Source organism: Pedobacter frigiditerrae (assembly GCF_032678705.1).
GTDB lineage: Bacteria > Bacteroidota > Bacteroidia > Sphingobacteriales > Sphingobacteriaceae > Pedobacter > Pedobacter frigiditerrae_A.
Map to the genome: position 1 here is coordinate 198,965 of NZ_JAVTSS010000002.1, position 17,658 is coordinate 216,622.

The window sequence follows — 17,658 nt, forward strand, 5'->3', positions numbered from 1 at the left end:
GTAATTTCGGTCGGTGAGACACCGACCGATAGGTAAAAGAGCTTTTATATGTCCAAGATTCCGAGCAAAAAACTTTAATTACTTTTCAGATTCTAGTATAGATTTAATATCTTTTCCCTTTTTGGTTTTTTTCAATCTATCAGAGAATAAATCATACATTTTATTTAATTGAAATTTCTTCGATTCATCGGATTGATTTGAAAATACCATATGATTAATATTAATAAAAGATGAAAATAGACTTAATGGTATAGGTGAATCAGGATGACTCTTAATAAAAGCTAATGTTAATTCGGGATTATTATAAATTTTTCTGAATTCTTGATGCTCCTTGGTTAAAACACCACCCGCAACAATCTTAGCTTGAGACATTTTTGCACCAGTATCAATAGATAATTCAATAGTCTCCAATACCATAAAATTTAATCCATCAACACCAAAACGAAATTCCTTCTTGTTATATTTTTCTTGCACCTCTGCAACTGTAATTTTATTAGAAACATCAACAAATATAGAAGCGGTATGGTAAAGATTCGAATCCAGAGCCATTTCCCCATTAAACTCAAAAATTCCATTTTTTATAGGAACTGACATTAGTTTAAAAGGCTTAGCATGGATGATAAGGTATGCATAACTGTTTAAACCAACTTTAGCAATATTTCCTCTCACATTATACTTAATTGTTTGCGCAGAACTTGCCAACGCAATTATAGAAATCAATATAACAAAAATGTGTCTTTTATAATTTAGCATATTATTAATTGGACTAAGAACATCTTGATAAGTGTTAGTTATAAATTGCAACTCTCCATACAAAAATCCATATAATGATAATTCTCTTCTTCAGAAACAGCTATATCTCCCAATATACCATAACAACAATTATAACACACTCCTGCATCGGGATTAGTCATCCATCCATCACACACCCCACTTCCTGACATATTACCTCCCATTACATTTTTCATCTCAGCTCTAGTTAGCTCTTTTGCACCAGCAAAGGCCGTTGTGTTTAAAGTTAGTTTTTTCATACTTAGTTTTTTGTTTTTGTTTAAATAATTTTTTTGCCCTTCCATGCCAGGCAAAATATGGCAGCACCAATAACCGTTAATGCTCGTTGCTATATAAATAACTAGGTAAAATTAGCTTCACCTATTTACAAAAGCGATTATTTTAAGAATGAATTAATTCTACTTGGGAATAAATTTATTCCTAAATAATCAAGATATTAGTTATAATTTACCACTATGTTATTTAAGGGATTTGAAGGTGCCAAAGAATTAACCAGAGCCGAACAGAAGAATGTTTATGGCAATGATATAAGAAAATACAGGGATGAAGTGTGCTATAGCCAAGAGCAAATGGCTAATCAACTAGGTATCACACAAAGTGCTTATTATAAAATTGAAGCTGGTGCTGTTAAAATTACAATTGAACGCTTAGAACAAATTGCTAAAATTTTGGGCAAACCAATTGAGGCATTCTTGCAAAAGGAAAAATATAATGAGCAACTAAAAAGCGAGCAAAAGGTTTATATCAATTTAACTGAGTTAGAACTCTTACAAAACACTATCAATCAACAGCAAAACCGAATTGAAGAATTAGAAGCCAAGCTTAAAAGAAGAGATGATAAGATTGAGAAGCTTAAACAACAAATTAATGGCTAAACAGTTAATTAAAATTTTGCAAACCAATCACGCTTGGGTTGCTTAAACGATATGGTTTTTTACATATTCGTTATTGGAGCAGTTTTTGCAATCGGGCTGCTCCATTTTTTTAGTTTTTGTCATCTGAGTATTTAGAAAAATCTCAACAAATAAACCGTAATGCGCAAATCGGTAATATTGTTTATTCAAGTGGTTTTATGTATTTTTGATATACACAGAATAATAAAAATTACACTCATGGAAGCTGTTGGAAAGTTAACAAATCTGCAAATAGAGCTTTTAAAATTGTTTCAATACAATTTACCAGAGAATCAATTGGCTGAAATTAAAAATATGTTGGCAAAATATTTCGCCAATTCTGCTACCACAGAAATGGATAAGCTGTGGGAAGAAAATAAGTGGGATAATGAAACCATGAAAGCTTGGGCATCAGAACACTTAAGAAAGAAATAAATAATTGATGATAGTTGTTTTAGACACGAATGCACTATTAGTTTCACTCCCTAAAAAATTTACATAGTTGTTATTTCGGTCGGTGAGACACCGACCGATAGGTCAAATTGAAACCTCTTTTTATATAACCAACTTATAAATTACAGTCTCTAAATTTTCTGTATCTCTATCTTCACAAAGCAAGAACTCCAAGTTGGAGGTGTTTTCTTTAAAAAAGGAAATGCCTTCAAACTTTTGGTTGGCAGATATCTGTTTAATGAAATTTAAACTTAGCGTTTCTGCATTTAAGCTACCAAGGTAACTTCCCAAAATTTCGCCATCATGGTAAGTTGAGGTTGTGTTTTCCGCAGCTGCGATGAAATAGATTCTATTTTTATGCAAAACGGCATCGGTAAATGAAACTAACTTTTGGTCAGTTTTTAGCAAAACGATGGAAGTAAATTCAATTTTTGTGACTTTTGTTAAATCACTTCCGTAGATTTTAATAACACCATTTTTCTTTGCATTTCCATTTCCTCTGTTAAACAGAAACCAGTCTACTCCATTAAAAATAGCTCCTTCAATATTCAAATTGTCATCATCTATTTTACAGCTACTTTTAACTTTAGCATATAATGATGATAAATCTTGTTGGGCAACCTTTTTAGAATCTAAGTCATAGGTTATCATTACATTTCTGTTTGGTGTAGAACCAGAACCTAAAACATAAAGTGTGTTTTTAAAATTACAAAGCGCCTCAAAATCTCGCTTTTTTGCTTTTGGAATATTCTCTAAAACATTTAAGCCTTTTAATAATTCAATTTTATTTACGGTTTTACTTTTGATATTATACTCGTACAAATAAGCACTGTTATCGCCAATTACATATAATAAATTGCCTTTCAAGAGTAATCCTGAGGCAGAACCAATTCCTTTTATTGTAGCATAAACTCTTAATTCTTTATTCATTCTTGCTATTTCGGTCGGTGAGACACCGACCGATAGGTAAACAACTAAAGCGCTAAATAGGTAGCGCTTTATATTAACGATTTGTAGGTTGCGTGAGGGATTGAAGCGAAAAGCCCACAGCGAAAGCTTTTTCAGCTGAGCGAGGACTTGTAGCAAAAAGCCCGACCCCTTGCGTAGCTTGGGGGCACGCCCAAATCAGTTCTCAGTTTTCAATTAGCAGTTGCGATTTACCAACTGTAAACTGCCCACCGTAAACTGAACTATTTCTTCAATCCAATCTCTCTCAATCTTTCATCTAAATATTCGCCTGCAGTCATGTCGCTATAAACTTTTGGATGTTCTGCATCAATTGTTGAAGGCAAACTTGTTAAATCCATATCTGAACGTGGGTGCAAGAAAAACGGAACAGAAAAACGTGAAGTTTTCATCAGTTCAACTGGCGGATTTACCACTCTGTGCGTAGTAGACCTTAATTTGTTATTGGTTAATCTTTGCAACATGTCTCCAACGTTTACCACGATATCTGTATGATGTGCTTTAATGGGCAACCATTCGTTACTACGAGTTAAAACCTCTAAGCCATCTGCACTTGCGCCAATTAGCAATGTAATTAAGTTAATGTCTTCATGGGCACCAGCACGAACTGCGTCATCTGGCAAGGCTTCTGGATTTTCAATTGGGAAATAGTGTATACCTCTTAAAATTGAGTTTCCGTTATGAACGTGTTTATCGAAATAATCGATTGGCAGTTCTAGATAAGTTGCAATGGCACGCAATAAATGCTTGCCGTTTTCTTCTAGTTTCTGATAAATCTCCCTGGTAACTGGATTAAATTCTGCAATTTCTTCCAAAACTTCATTATCAGGATATTCGCTTTTAATTGGGTCGCCATCCGTAACCTCATTACCTATTTGCCAAAACTCCTTTAAATCTGCAGTTTTAGCTCCTTTTGCAGTTTCTTTTCCCGCACTCGTATACCCACGTTGACCAGCCAATTCTGGTTTTTCGTATTTACGTTTAGTTTCTACAGGCAAAGCAAAAACAGCCTTAATGTTTGCATACAATTTATCAATTAACTCTTGACTAACGCCATGATTGGTGATGGTTACAAAACCAGAATCATTAAAAGCTCTTCCTAATTCGTCAGAAAAATTTTTGCGTTGCTCTTCATTACCATTAATGTAAGTGCCTAAATCAAGGCAAGGAATATAAGGTGTAGACATGTTATTTATTTTAAATGTTATTTAAATTTATAAAAGATATGTTAATAAACATTGGTTTGATAAATTTTACTTGTCTAACAATTTACAAAACAATTTGTTAAGTTATTAACAATAATAATAAATCTCAATTTCAAGTCAAATTGTCAAGGATAAGTCCGTTTTTAAATTCGCAAAACTTTACTGTTTCGTTTTGCGTATCATTACTTAGAAAACGCATTATAAAAATGAAAAGATATATTCTAATAACAATCTTAACCCTACTGTTTATGCAAAATGCCGATGCGCAAAAGCAAAAATTACAAAAAGCTACTTTCGGAATGGGTTGTTTTTGGTGTACTGAAGCTCTTTTTGAACGTTTGAATGGGGTAACAAGTGTTAAATCAGGTTATGAAGGTGGCGATGTTGTAAATCCATCTTATGAAGATGTGTGTACTGGAACTACTAACCATGCTGAAGTTACGGAGATAACTTATGACCCTGCAAAAATTAGTTATGATGAACTATTGGAAGTTTTTTGGAAGAGCCATGACCCAACTACATTAAATAGACAAGGTGCGGATGTGGGTACGCAATATCGTTCGATTATTTTTTATCACTCTGATGAACAAAAAGAAATTGCAACTAAGTATAAAGCTGAATTAAATAAAACAAAGACCTTTGACAATCCAGTAGTAACTGTTATTGAAAAAGCTAAGCCTTTTTATGTTGCCGAAAATTATCATCAAGATTATTTTATTAAAAACGGCGAATTACCTTATTGCAGATTAGTGATTTTACCCAAAATGGAAAAACTGGAAAAATTGTTTAAAGCAAAGCTGAAACATTAATAATTACGTCATTGAGAGCTGAAGTAATGGCTTGAGCGTTTAGAAGCGAAGCAATCTTTTTGGGTTGCAAAACTCAGAAAGCCAACCACTCTTAGCAGATTGCCTGCCTGCGGTAGGCAGGCTTCAGGCGGTAAAGAACCGACCTTCGCAATGACGACCAAACTTTCATTCGCAATTTAATTGTCATTACGCCTAAAATGACAATTTACTTATCATACATCAATGCATCGTTAATTTATAATAGTGACTTTTGTTTTATAAATTGATATAAACAAAATGAGTTTAATAGAAGCCCTAAACTGGCGTTATGCCACTAAGAAAATGAACGGCCAGGCTGTTCCTCAAGATAAAGTAGATTTAATTTTAGAAGCTGCTCGTTTGGCACCAACTTCTTCGGGTCTACAACCTTATAAGGTGATTGTAATTACTAATCCGGACTTAAAACAAACACTTTTAGCACATTCATTTAACCAATCGCAAATTATAGATTCGTCTCACCTGTTGGTTTTTGCCGCTTGGGACACTTACACAGAAGACAGAATTAATGATGTTTTCACACGCACACATAACGAACGTGGAACACCACCAGAAAGCACCACAGATTATCAAAAAATGTTAGTTGGTAATTATGTACCAAGAACTGAAGAAGTGAATTTTAACCACGCAGCCCGTCAAGCTTACATTGGATTTGGAATGGCATTAGCAGAAGCGGCTATCCAAAAAGTTGATGCCACACCTATGGAGGGATTTAACAATGCTGAATACGATAAAATTTTAGGATTGACAGAAAAAGGTTTAAAAAGTGTTGCAATTATGCCTTTGGGTTATCGTGATGAAACTGGCGACTGGTTAGTAAACTTGAAAAAAGTTCGTCAGCCGAAATCAGAATTCATTATCGAGTTCAAATAGAAAAAACAAAATCTATAACGGGTGCCCTGCAATAAGGCATCCGTTTTTTTATGTCTTTTTAATTGTAAAAATATGTTAAAGATTGGTTACAATGCATATCCATCAATCAATAATCAATATATTAGCAAACAATCTACCACTATAATTTAATTGATGAGATTTACAAGAATACTTTTTGCAATCGTTATTTTTTCAGCTTTTTTAAACCAATCTGCCTTTGCACAAGACAGTGTAGTTTTAAATAACATCCTCACCAAAACAAAAAGACTAGCAGAAGAACAGCCAGTAGAAAAAGTTTACTTACATTTTGACAAGCCTTATTATGCAGTAGCTGATACGATGTGGTTTAAAGCTTATGTAACTACAGAGCAAAATTTACCATCTCCTTGGAGCAAAATTGTATATGTAGAAGTTTATAATGCACAAGATTCCTTAATGCAAACCCAAAGGTTGCCCTTAAAAAACAGTGTGGCCAATGGAAATATTGCCCTTAACATGCAAAATTATAAACAAGGCAATTATTATGTGAGGGCATACACCTTATGGATGTTGAATTTTAGCGATGCCTACTTTTTTACTAAGACCATCCCGATAGGCGAAGCAATTGATAAACAAGTGATTACCAATATTTCTTTTAATACCGAGCCAAGCGATAAAGGCTTAAAGACAACTGCCAAAATACAATTTAGAGATATGTCTAAAAAGGCATTGTCCAATAAAACGGTTAATTGGCGGGTGCTTTCTAATTATGATATTTACACAAAAGGTAAGGGAACAACAGACCAAAACGGGATATTAACGGTAGTAGTTACCAGTAAAGCTGGAGAGATAATTACCAAAGGTGATATTATTACCGACATCAGCATTGCTGAAAAAGAAACAGCGACTGCCAGTTTTAAACTAAAGCAAACAGCAAACGATTTTGATGTTCAATTTTTCCCAGAGGGAGGTCAATTAATTAATGGCATACCAAATCAAGTAGGATTTAAAGGCGTTAAAACTTCTGGTTTAAGTATAGATTTTAAAGGAAGTTTGGTAGATGAGTCAGGTAATGAACTAACTACTTTTACCTCATCTTATGCAGGTATGGGCTCATTATTCATGACCCCTGAAACAGGAAAAACTTACAAGGCTAAAATCACATTTAAAGATGGAAGCGTAAAAACATTCGATTTACCGAAAGCAGTTGATGCTGGCATAACCTTACAAATCACCAATTCGAACGCAGAATTTATCAATTTGAAAGTATTGGCAAACAGCCCATATTTTGAAGCCAATAAAGACAAAGGGTTTTTTATTGTTGCTCAAAGTACAAATGTGGTTTATTATGCAGCAAAAGCAGAGCTGAAAAATCAAGTCATTACTACCAAAATGCCAAAAAAGAATTTTCCATCCGGTATTGTTCAGATTACTTTATTTAATGATAAAGGAGAACCAATTAGTGAAAGGTTGAGTTTTGTTTTGCATCAGGAAGCGATGAGTTTAGCTGTTAAATCTGACTTGCCGATTTACAAGCCTCGTCAGAAAGTTAAAATTACTTTAGATGCCAAAAGTGCTGGCTTGCCAACTTTAGGAAATTTTTCTGTTTCAGTAATTGATGAGCAAAAAGTTCCGGTTGATGAAAATAGCGAAACTACTATACTAAGTTCTTTATTACTGACATCAGATTTAAAGGGATACATAGAAAAACCTAATTATTATTTCACCAAAACAGATGAAAAGAAATTAGCTGATTTAGATAAGTTAATGATTACTCAAGGTTACCGTAGGTTTACTTATAAAGATATATTGGCAAATAAATATCCAGTAGTTACTATTGCTCCTGAAGAAGGAATTAGTATCACAGGAACTTTAAGAGACCGTACAGGTATGCCAATTAGAAAAGGTGCCATGCGATTAATGGTTCCTGGTAAACCTATTTCTGCTGAAACAATTACAACTAATATGGGTGTTTTCAGGTTTCAAAATCTAAACCTGCCAGATTCATCGGAAGTGGTTGTTAGTGCAAAATACAATGCAAATGCTGCAAATCTAATGATTATGCTGGATGGGAATCCTAGTCCAATGGCTGGCAAAAACATTAATGTTGCAGACGAAGTTGCGAATATCGATACTGTTTTATCTTCTTACTTAAACAACAGCCAAAAACAGTACAGGTATATGAAAACCCTTAAAACGGTAGAAATTAAAGGGGCTGCAATTAAAAAACCTAGTCATGCAGATCATAGTACATTATCTAGCTTAAGTATGATGCCAGATCATTTATTAAGTGCTGACAGGTTTGTTGGTGGGTGTAACTTCCTTCTAGAATGTTTAAAAACAATGGCTACTGGAATGACATTTGACACGGAAAATTTTTACGTATCAAGAGATTTTAACCAAGGTGGGAGAACACCAGTGCAAGTGTTTATCAATGGAAACCCAGTTGATGCAAGAGACATTAACTCTGTAAATGTTGCAGACCTAGAATCTGTAGAAGTATTTTTGAAAGACGATTTAGGAACTGTAGACCGTGCATACGGTACCAAAGGTGTATTAGTAATCAACACCAAAAAAGCTCCAGTTGGTAAAAAAATAACCAAAGAAGAATTGATGAATATGTTGCCAAAAAACAACATTGTGAATTTTACACCAATGGGCTATGCAAAAGAGCGTGAGTTTTATTCTCCTAAATATATACCCAATGCTATTCCAACAAGCAGCGATTTAAGAACTACTATTTACTGGAATCCTAAATTAATTACTGATGATAAAGGCAATATTAGTTTTGAATTTTTCAATGCTGATGGAAGAGGTGCTTATCGTGTGGTTATAGAAGGCTTTGATAAAAATGGAAATATTGGAAGGGCTGTTTATAGGTATACGGTTAAGTAATAATTGATTAAATTGTCATTCCCTGCCTGTCCGGCAGGCAGGCGAGTTTCTCCCAACGCGACAATGTCATTGAGTTAAGAAAAACTAAAGTAATTTGTCATCCTGAGCGTAGTCGAAGGACAAATTACTTTTGTTTTTGACCGTCGAAAGGTCTTCGACTACGCTCAGACCGACAACTATTTTATTTTAAAACCTCTTTAACACCTTTACACATCTCTACCAACTTTTTATAAGAAGCTTCAGAATTATGCTGCTTTTTAAAATCTATCTCTATGTTTCCTGACGATGATTTCAAATAGAATCTAACACTATCTCCCAAGGCAACTTCCTCATCTTTAATATCGCTAGGAGCTGTAAAGATTTTATCGTCTCCCAATGTCTCCTCTAAATATTTAGTTACTTTTTCTGTTTTCTGCTCAGGATAAGATGCATCCAAGCTATAGCCAGCATCTGTACTCCTAACGCTTATAGAAACGTTATCGTTGTTTCCATTAAAGTTGCAGCTAACTAATAGAGCTGGGATAAGTGCGATTAAATAATATGTTTTTTTCATGTTGTTGTTTTTTGAGTTAATATTTTTTTAAAGGATTGTCATCCAGAACGCAGTGAAGGATCTCTTTTGAAAATTCAACTTTGAGATTCTTCGCGATGCTCAGAATGACAAATCAACAAGAATGACAAAACTCCGTTAATTACTTCCTGCCCTGCCTTTAATATCATCAGTTGCAGTATTTCTATTCCTTGCGGATTTCACGTTCTGATTTCCAAAGTTATAGTTCACCGTAAATGCTGCTCTTCTGCTCATATAATGGTTTACCACGTTTAGGTTTACATTTTGATATTGTAATCTTCCTTCCCAATGGTTGGTTAAGAAGATATCATCCATACTCAACCTGATTTTCAACTTTTTATTCATCAGGCTTTTCTGAATTCCTGCGTTTAAAGCATATTGAGTAATTGTAGTTTCCTCAACCCCGTTTAATCTTGGAGAATTTAACCAAAAGCCGAGTTCTACTGAAAAATTTTGAGGTAACGTAAGTGAGTTATTGGTGTTAAAATTGAAGGCTACTTTACTAGCTTGGTATTTTGCACCTTCTAAGTTCCCATCATTAAATTTGGATAAAAAAGCACTTACATTATTCTGCATTCTCCAAAACTTGGCCACCTTAACAGGAACATATAAATTCGCAGAAAAAGTCTGTGCTCTACCTAAGTTTTTGCGAATTACGTTAATAATTCTAGTTACCTCATTTTGTTGACTTATTTGAGTAATCATATCCTTAGTATCAGCATAATTGAAGGATAAGGAAGCCTCTTTATAACTATATCCAATCTCAAAATTATACGTAAATTGAGGTTTTAGGTATGGATTTCCTTCATCCAAAGCGTAAGGGTCCATATAAAATACAAACGGATTTAACTGTTGGTAGTTAGGTCTATCTACTCTCCTACTAAATGAATAATTGATGCTATTATTCTTATTTAATGTTTGCTGTACGAATACAGTTGGAAATAAAGAGAGATAATTCCTATCCACCACTTTATTACTTGTTACCGAGTTACCATTAGAATGGGTATACTCTGTCCTTAACCCTAATTGCAGTTGCCATTTCTTCCATTCTTTTGCGTAGTTAGTATAAGCGGAATTTATGTTTTCCTTGTAAATAAAATTATTAGATTGGCCAGCAATATTCTGCCAAGTCCCAGCGGAAAGTTGTTCAGATATTAATTCGTTATGGGTAACTACAAAGCTGCTTTTTAACCCAGCTTCTATTCTTACTGTTTTATTAACCGCCCAAGTAAAATCTGTTTTAGCCGCCAAAACATCAATCTTTGCATCGGTAAAGTTCCTTAAAGCTGTAGTTTTGGTTAAGTTGCCAGCATTGTTAAGATATTTTGCATCAAAATTATCGTTCTTTTCATTGCTAAAACCAGAATAATCAGCATCAAAAGTTAAGTTAGTTCCTTCTTTGCTAAAATCGTGTTTAACGTTAAAATTGGCGGTAAGGTTTCCAACTGGAGAATCAGATAATGCCAATTGATTAACTGAATTTTTCGTCTCAGCGCCACCTTGCACCTCCTTAATGCTTGTCTGACTAACATTATCCATAGCTGAATTTATCTTATTTCCATCAACCATTACACCGATAACCGTTTTATCAGATACATAATAGTCCGCTCCCAACTTACCCATATAAGCTTCGCCTTTTGAACGCCTAGCAAAATTCTGATTGAAAGAACTTGCCAAACTACTTGTTAAGGTATTTCGTAAAACGTTGATGTTGTTAAAACCGACTTTCCTGTTAAAAGCCGCTGTTCCATAAATATTCCATTTATCAACCCTGTTGTTAAGCGTTAAACTTAGACCAACTCGATACATATCTTTAGGAAAATTAGGCTGAATTGCCTGTCCGGTGTTTAAAGACAAATTTCCGTTTGTACCAAATGCTTTATTGCGTTTTAGTTTAATATTGATAATTCCAGCAGCACCTGCAGCATCGTATTTTGAGGAAGGATTAGTAATCAATTCTATTGTAGCAATTTGGTCGCTACTCATGTTACTCAATAACGTGGTTACATCTGTGCCAGATAAAAAGTTTGTTTTTCCATCAATCATTACCGTAATACCAGATTTATTATTCAATCTAATCTGGTCGTTTTGCCTATCGACTGTTACGCCTGGCGCTTTCTCCAAAAGTTCCAATGCGCTATTACCAGATGAATTAATGCTGCTCTCCACATTCAAAACAGTTTTATCAACCTTGCGTTCTACATAAGGTTTTATCCCTGTAATAGATACTTCCTTTAAGTTTTTGGTTACACTTTCAATTTTGATGTTAGGCACTTGAACATCAGTTTCAGCAATTGTAAACTTTACTGATTTGGCGCCTTTAAAGCCTACCATATTTACTGCTAGGATATATTCACCAGCTTTAACTTGGTCGAAATTATAGAGACCGTCAAAATCTGTCTGTATACTTTTAACAAATGATGTATCTGGATAATTTAACAACTTAACCAATGCATAAGGTACAGCAGTTGCCTTTTCATCAACAATTTTCCCTGTTATTTTAGCCGTTTTTTGGGCAAAACAAATCCCACACACCAGAAGGCATGTAATTAGCACAATTATGTTTTTCATGATTTCGGTGTTGAGCTATCAATAGAGCAAAGCGAATAGAAATTCTTCGCTTTGCTTATGATGAGTTTCTTTAAGGATTCTCTGTTGCTGGTTTATCTAATTCGCTTTTACATTTTAAGCCATCTTCTGTCATTATCCACTCCCTGTAATTGCTTTCTCTATTATCATCGGTACTGCATCGGTAATAGTAGAAATTAAGATAATTGTAAATATTATTGTTTAATAACAACCTTGTACCTACTGGTACTTTTAATGAAATATGTACTTCCTGATTTCTCCAGATACTTTCTCTTTTCAATCGCAACCTAGGGCTTAAGGTTAACAATGAATCTTTCTGAGTGTATTTGTAATCTATGTTTTGAGCATTACGCAAAGCGATTGGGAATGTTTTACCTTGCGATTCGTAAGTCTGCACCATTGAAGTTTTTCCATTCTCACTTTTTTCAATTTCAATCCTTACATTTCTTGGAACTCTAAAAGGATGGTCATCATTATCATCTACGATAACACGATTTCCAAAATCAAGTTCCTTGATATTATAAGCTAAGCTATCCTCTTTGCTAAATTCCATTCCTTTATCCACATCAATTACATAAGTTGGATAAGTTTTTAACTCATTAGATTGTACCAATTCTGCGTGTTCCTGAAACTCTGCTGAAATTTTAGTAGCAAAATATACAGTAGAAGAAACACCGAACAACCAAATAATCAATAAGGCAAATGAAACAGTTTTGTTGATTGCTTTTTTGTTAAAAGCGACTCTAATGGCAAATAAAACCAATGCTAAAACTGGGATAAATATGGTGATAAATGCTCCGACTAAAATTTCTGTTCTAAAGCCATCATTAATTATAGAAAAAGGGAATCGGTACATATCTTCATCCCAGAAACCAAGAAATCCTGCTAGGCAAATAATTAAAGCAAGCAAGGCAACAAAACCGCTAACTATTAAAACTCCTGCTATAAATTTCATAATTATTTTACCCGAAACCGTTATAAAAGTTCCTATAACCCTTAAAAGCTCTGTTATAAAATTTCCCGAATTCCTCATCAATGGTTGAAAGTGTTCGTTAGCCGCCTTCATTTTTTCGTTAAATGCTGCTAATTCCTCTTCGAAACTTTTCTTGTAACCATAAAGATTAGTAGCCTCGCCTTTCATTGCCATCTTTTCAGACCTTGTTATCGCCCTTGGCATAACTACCCATAAAATGATGTAAGCCAAAATACCTGCTCCACTTAAAAGAATTGATAGTAATGCAAATAATCTAATCCATCGAGCTTCAGTATTAAGGTAATAACCTAAACCCGCACATACCCCTGCAATCATCCCTTCATCTGTATCACGATACAATTTCTTTTCACCTTCATAAGCTGATGATTTGGTAGCTTTTGGTGCTTCTTCTTCATCTTCCTCTGTCTGAAAATCTTGAACACGACCCATTTGTGCCATTACGCCTTCTACATCGGCTAATTCAATCACTTGCTTTTGGCCCGCTATTAATATTTCAGCAAACATTTCCGCAATGCGATTTTCTATATCGGTTACTATTTCGAAATCATCTGCATTTTTAGTGAAATGCATTTTAATTTCATTTAAATAGGTCATTAAAATCTCATATGCACCCTCTTCAATGTGAATGATGGAATTGCCTATATTTATGATGAGTGTCTTTTTCATGTTTCTTTAATTTTGAGTGTCAGCTAATTTTTGAGCACCATTTTGAGAAGTGGTAATGGCATAAGCCAATTCTTGCCAAGTGGTATCCAATTGTTTTAAAAATTGAGTTCCTTCTGCAGTAAGCACATAATATTTACGTGGCGGACCAGAAGTAGACTCGACCCAGTTATAACTTAACAACCCATTATTCTTTAATCGAGTAAGCAAGGGATATAATGTTCCTTCTACCACAAGTAGTTTTGCTTGCTTTAATTCTGCGATAATATCTGAAGCGTAAATCTCTCCCCTAGATATAATTAAAAGCACACAATATTCGAGTATGCCTTTTCGCATTTGCGTTTGCGTATTTTCTGCTATCATAAAACAAAGATATATGTTTCGTATAGTATTATGCAATACATAGTACTATATTTTTATTGATTTATTATTCAAATTGCTGATTTACAGTGTAATAATTTTTACTTAAAATTCTAAGAAACAACGATTTATTCCAAAACTTGTTAAAATACATCGAATAATTCTCTATTAAATCTATAGAATTACTACATTTAGGTTTTTAATTTCGAGATGAGTTTAGGCTACAAAAAGATAGTTGTTAAGGTTGGTTCTAATGTAATTACACAAGCTAATGGTTTGCCAGATGAGCATAGGATAAATCACTTGGTTAATCAATTAGCGACTATCAAAAAGCAAGGTATAGAGGTTATTTTGGTTTCTTCTGGTGCGGTTGCATCTGGCAGAAGCTTAATTCAAATAGCCGAAAAGCAAGATGCCGTAACCACAAGGCAATTATTAGCTGCAATTGGCCAAGTAAAATTGATTAATACTTATGCTAATTTTTTTGCCGAACATGCTATCAAATGTGCTCAAGTTTTAGTTACCAAAGAAGATTTTAGAGACAGGGCCCATTACCTGAATATGAAAAATTGTATGCAAATTTTGTTGCAGCACAATGTAATTCCTGTGGTAAATGAAAACGATGTAGTTTCGGTAACAGAGTTGATGTTTACTGATAATGACGAATTAGCTGGATTAATTGCTTCGATGTTAAATGCCGATGCGCTGATTATTTTATCAAACGTGAATGGCATTTACAATGGCGACCCAAAAGTAGAGGGTTCTAAAGTTATTGAAGAAATTAAAGGTTCTATCACAAATTTAGCCTCATTTATTAGCACTGGAAAATCGCAATTTGGTAGAGGTGGAATGGTTACCAAATCTACCATGGCGCAAAAAGTAGCTAAATTGGGCATAACAGTACACATCGCCAACGGCACAACTGACAATGTTTTAACGACATTGTTAAATGAAAAATTAGTTCATACTCGTTTTGTTCCAGAGAAAAGTAAATCTGGAAAGAAAAAATGGATTGCTCATTCAGAAACCAATGCAAAAGGGATTGTTCAATTGAACAATGGCGCAAAAGAGGTTTTAACTTCTGGCAAGGCAACCAGTTTATTACCTATCGGAATTATTGAAATTAAATCAGACTTCCTAAAAGGTGATATCATTAAAATTGTTGATGAAGATGATAACCTAATTGGTTTAGGAATAGCAGAATACGGTTCAGACAAGGCAAGAGAAAGAATTGGACAGAAAAAACAAAAGGCTTTGGTACACTACGATTATTTGTATTTGAGCTAAAAGACTAAAGCATAAAGACCAAAGGTTTACAGGACTTGATACCTGATACTTACTACTTGATACTACTATAATGGATTACAACATATACTTCGAGAAAGCACAACAAGCAAGTCGCACCATAACAGGTTTAGCTAAAGAAAAAATAGATTCTATTTTATTCGATTTAGGCTTAGCTTTAGTTAGCAATGCTGATGAAATACTAATTGCAAATGCAAAGGATTTAGCTAAAATGCCTATCGAAGACCCAAAATACGATAGGTTAAAACTAACGACAGAAAGAATTGAAGGCATTGCAAAAGACATAGAAAATGTTGCCAAATTAAATAGTCCATTAGGAGATGTACTTTCTGCAAAAAGATTAGAAAACCAACTCCATATACAAAAAGTAAGAGTCCCATTAGGCGTTGTTGGTGTAATTTACGAGGCGAGACCAAATGTTACTGCCGATGTATTTTCGCTCTGCTTTAAAACTGGAAATGTAGCCGTTTTAAAAGGCGGTAGTGATGCAGAATTTTCAAATATTGCCATTACAAAAATTATCCATCAAGTATTAGAAAAGCATCAAATTAATATCGATGTTTTGACTTTATTACCCGCAGAAAGGGCTGCAACAGAAGCTTTATTAAATGCTAGGGGATTTGTAGATGTACTAATTCCAAGGGGAAGTCAATCGCTAATTAATTATGTGAGAGAGCACAGCAAAATTCCTGTAATAGAAACTGGTGCTGGCATCGTACACACTTATTTTGATGAAACAGGAGATTTGGAAAAAGGAAAAGCAATTATTCTAAATGCAAAAACCAGAAGAGTAAGTGTTTGTAACGCCCTAGACTGTGTATTGATAAATGAAGATAGACTGAGTGACATTGCTGAGCTTTTATCGCCATTGGCCGACAAAGAAGTCGAGCTTTTTGCGGACGAAAGAAGTTATGATATTTTAAAAGCAAGTTATCCATCGACGCTGTTAAATCGAGCTTTGCCAGAACATTTCGGAACTGAGTTTTTATCCTTAAAAATGGCTGTAAAAGTTGTTAGAGATTTAGATGAGGCTCTAGATCACATTGCAAATTATAGCTCTAAACATAGTGAGGCCATTATTTCTGAAGATGCCAAACATATTGCTCAATTTTTGAACCAAGTAGATGCCGCAGCAGTTTACGCCAATACCTCTACAGCTTTTACGGATGGTGCTCAATTTGGTTTAGGTGCAGAAATAGGAATTAGCACACAAAAACTCCACGCTCGTGGACCAATGGGTTTAGAAGAATTAACGAGCTATAAATGGATTGTCCAAGGAAATGGACAAGTTAGAATTTAGAATAATACCTAAACACTATTAAAATTTCGGTAATATAAATTAATCAACGGTTTACAATAGTATTGATGTATCTATTTCTTTGAATACATTTTTCACAATTTAAATTAATTGCTGAAACTACTATTTAATTTTTATCAGGTTAAATAATATTTTTTAGCTTTACAGCTCCTCCCTATTGCAATTATTTTAATATAAAAATGTCTTTAAACTCAGCAAAGACCAACAAATTATTGTAATAATGACAAACTGTAAAAATTGTAATTTTCAAATTGAACATAACTATTGTGCTCAATGTGGCCATGCTGCACAACTTAAACAAATTGACAAGCATTATATTTCGCATGAAATACAACATCTAATACATTTTGAAAAGGGAATATTTTTTACGATAAAAGAATTATTCATTAGGCCTGGAGAAACTGTAAGGATTTTTTTAAGGGAAGACCGAACTAAGCACATGAAACCAATAGCTTTTTTGGCTATAACCACTGTATTGCTTAGTTTAATAGGTAGGTATTTCAATCCAGAGCCAAAAGGCCTTCCACTATATTGGCCGTATACAAATTCTTATGTAAAAGCTATAGAAAATTGGTTTGGCTCACATATTAATTATAACTACTTATCTATATCTTTTTTTGCTGCTGCTTGGATAAAATTGTTTTTCAGAAAACATAATTATAGTTTTTACGAAATAATAACTTTAATGTGCTTTCTAGCGGGAGAAATGTTTGTTTTTTATATTTTTTTAATACCCTTTTATAACATCTTTAATTATTATGCTTTACAAAGCTTAGCCTTTATAATTGCTTGGTTTTATCCTGCACTTGCTATTGGACAATTTTTTAACGAAAAAAAAATTCAGAATTACATAAAAGGTTTTTTCGGCGTTTTTTTGGGCTACACTACAGCTTCTGTTATTAAAATAGTAATAGGTTTAATTATTTATTATGCTATTACTTTTTTTTAATAATGTTC

16 protein-coding genes are annotated in these 17,658 nt (G+C 33.9%); 8 read left to right on the top strand and 8 right to left on the bottom strand.

All coding sequences use genetic code 11. The annotated features are described in order from the left end of the window. Nucleotides 1–78 precede the first annotated feature (78 nt). Together R2Q59_RS11455 and R2Q59_RS11460 are read right to left on the bottom strand one after the other, a co-directional pair. Nucleotides 79–753 carry a hypothetical protein gene (locus R2Q59_RS11455; protein ID WP_316768996.1) on the bottom strand — a complete coding sequence of 225 codons (675 nt, stop codon included), beginning with the start codon at nt 751–753 and terminating at the stop codon, nt 79–81. A 38-nt stretch (nt 754–791) separates the two neighbouring features. After that, nucleotides 792–1,031 (bottom strand): hypothetical protein, encoded by a 240-nt coding sequence (locus tag R2Q59_RS11460; protein ID WP_316785600.1) that lies wholly within the window; start codon nt 1,029–1,031, stop codon nt 792–794. A gap of 216 nt (nt 1,032–1,247) precedes the next feature. Between R2Q59_RS11460 and R2Q59_RS11465 the strand changes: the two genes are divergently transcribed. Both R2Q59_RS11465 and R2Q59_RS11470 read left to right on the top strand, forming a co-directional pair. Continuing rightward, on the top strand, nt 1,248–1,667 hold the full coding sequence (locus R2Q59_RS11465) for a helix-turn-helix domain-containing protein (RefSeq protein WP_316768999.1): 420 nt from the start codon (nt 1,248–1,250) through the stop codon (nt 1,665–1,667). Nucleotides 1,668–1,904: 237 nt separating this feature from the next. Continuing rightward, nucleotides 1,905–2,120, top strand: a complete 216-nt coding sequence (locus tag R2Q59_RS11470) for a hypothetical protein (RefSeq protein ID WP_316769000.1) — start codon at nt 1,905–1,907, stop codon at nt 2,118–2,120. Between the two features lie 120 nt (nt 2,121–2,240). On the opposite strand, the gene R2Q59_RS11475 is transcribed toward R2Q59_RS11470, so the two are convergent. Both R2Q59_RS11475 and R2Q59_RS11480 read right to left on the bottom strand, forming a co-directional pair. Further along, a complete protein-coding gene (locus R2Q59_RS11475; protein ID WP_316785601.1) occupies nt 2,241–3,068 on the bottom strand; it encodes a DUF6929 family protein in 828 nt (275 codons plus the stop codon). A gap of 260 nt (nt 3,069–3,328) precedes the next feature. Further along, entirely contained in the window at nt 3,329–4,291 is a 963-nt protein-coding gene (locus R2Q59_RS11480; protein WP_316785602.1) for an isopenicillin N synthase family dioxygenase, read from the bottom strand. Between the two features lie 224 nt (nt 4,292–4,515). On the opposite strand from R2Q59_RS11480, the gene msrA reads away from it, so the two are divergent. The 3 genes from msrA to R2Q59_RS11495 all read left to right on the top strand — a co-directional run bounded on the left by msrA (nt 4,516) and on the right by R2Q59_RS11495 (nt 8,901). Next, on the top strand, nt 4,516–5,118 hold the full coding sequence (msrA, locus tag R2Q59_RS11485; protein ID WP_316785603.1) for a peptide-methionine (S)-S-oxide reductase MsrA: 603 nt from the start codon (nt 4,516–4,518) through the stop codon (nt 5,116–5,118). A gap of 276 nt (nt 5,119–5,394) precedes the next feature. Next, nucleotides 5,395–6,027 carry an NAD(P)H-dependent oxidoreductase gene (locus R2Q59_RS11490; RefSeq protein WP_316785604.1) on the top strand — a complete coding sequence of 211 codons (633 nt, stop codon included), beginning with the start codon at nt 5,395–5,397 and terminating at the stop codon, nt 6,025–6,027. A gap of 153 nt (nt 6,028–6,180) precedes the next feature. Beyond that, nucleotides 6,181–8,901, top strand: a complete 2,721-nt coding sequence (locus R2Q59_RS11495; protein WP_316785605.1) for a carboxypeptidase regulatory-like domain-containing protein — start codon at nt 6,181–6,183, stop codon at nt 8,899–8,901. Nucleotides 8,902–9,082: 181 nt separating this feature from the next. Here the strand turns inward: R2Q59_RS11495 and R2Q59_RS11500 are convergent, their stop codons facing one another. From R2Q59_RS11500 to R2Q59_RS11515, 4 genes are all read right to left on the bottom strand, one after another. Continuing rightward, complete coding sequence (locus tag R2Q59_RS11500) at nt 9,083–9,454, bottom strand: hypothetical protein (protein ID WP_316769010.1); 372 nt, start codon at nt 9,452–9,454, stop codon at nt 9,083–9,085. 135 nt (nt 9,455–9,589) lie between these two features. Next, nucleotides 9,590–12,043, bottom strand: coding sequence for a TonB-dependent receptor domain-containing protein (locus tag R2Q59_RS11505; RefSeq protein WP_316785606.1), 2,454 nt, complete (start codon nt 12,041–12,043; stop codon nt 9,590–9,592). 70 nt (nt 12,044–12,113) lie between these two features. Continuing rightward, nucleotides 12,114–13,721 carry a PspC domain-containing protein gene (locus R2Q59_RS11510; protein ID WP_316785607.1) on the bottom strand — a complete coding sequence of 536 codons (1,608 nt, stop codon included), beginning with the start codon at nt 13,719–13,721 and terminating at the stop codon, nt 12,114–12,116. 6 nt (nt 13,722–13,727) lie between these two features. Continuing rightward, entirely contained in the window at nt 13,728–14,081 is a 354-nt protein-coding gene (locus R2Q59_RS11515; protein WP_316769014.1) for a PadR family transcriptional regulator, read from the bottom strand. A gap of 207 nt (nt 14,082–14,288) precedes the next feature. Between R2Q59_RS11515 and proB the strand changes: the two genes are divergently transcribed. The 3 genes from proB (at nt 14,289) to R2Q59_RS11530 (ending at nt 17,650) form a co-directional block, all read left to right on the top strand. Next, nucleotides 14,289–15,365 (top strand): glutamate 5-kinase, encoded by a 1,077-nt coding sequence (proB, locus tag R2Q59_RS11520; protein WP_316769015.1) that lies wholly within the window; start codon nt 14,289–14,291, stop codon nt 15,363–15,365. A gap of 70 nt (nt 15,366–15,435) precedes the next feature. Then, entirely contained in the window at nt 15,436–16,683 is a 1,248-nt protein-coding gene (locus R2Q59_RS11525) for a glutamate-5-semialdehyde dehydrogenase (protein WP_316769016.1), read from the top strand. Between the two features lie 238 nt (nt 16,684–16,921). Further along, nucleotides 16,922–17,650: a DUF3667 domain-containing protein gene (locus R2Q59_RS11530; protein ID WP_316785608.1), complete on the top strand. Its 729-nt coding sequence runs from the start codon at nt 16,922–16,924 to the stop codon at nt 17,648–17,650. Nucleotides 17,651–17,658 lie beyond the last annotated feature (8 nt).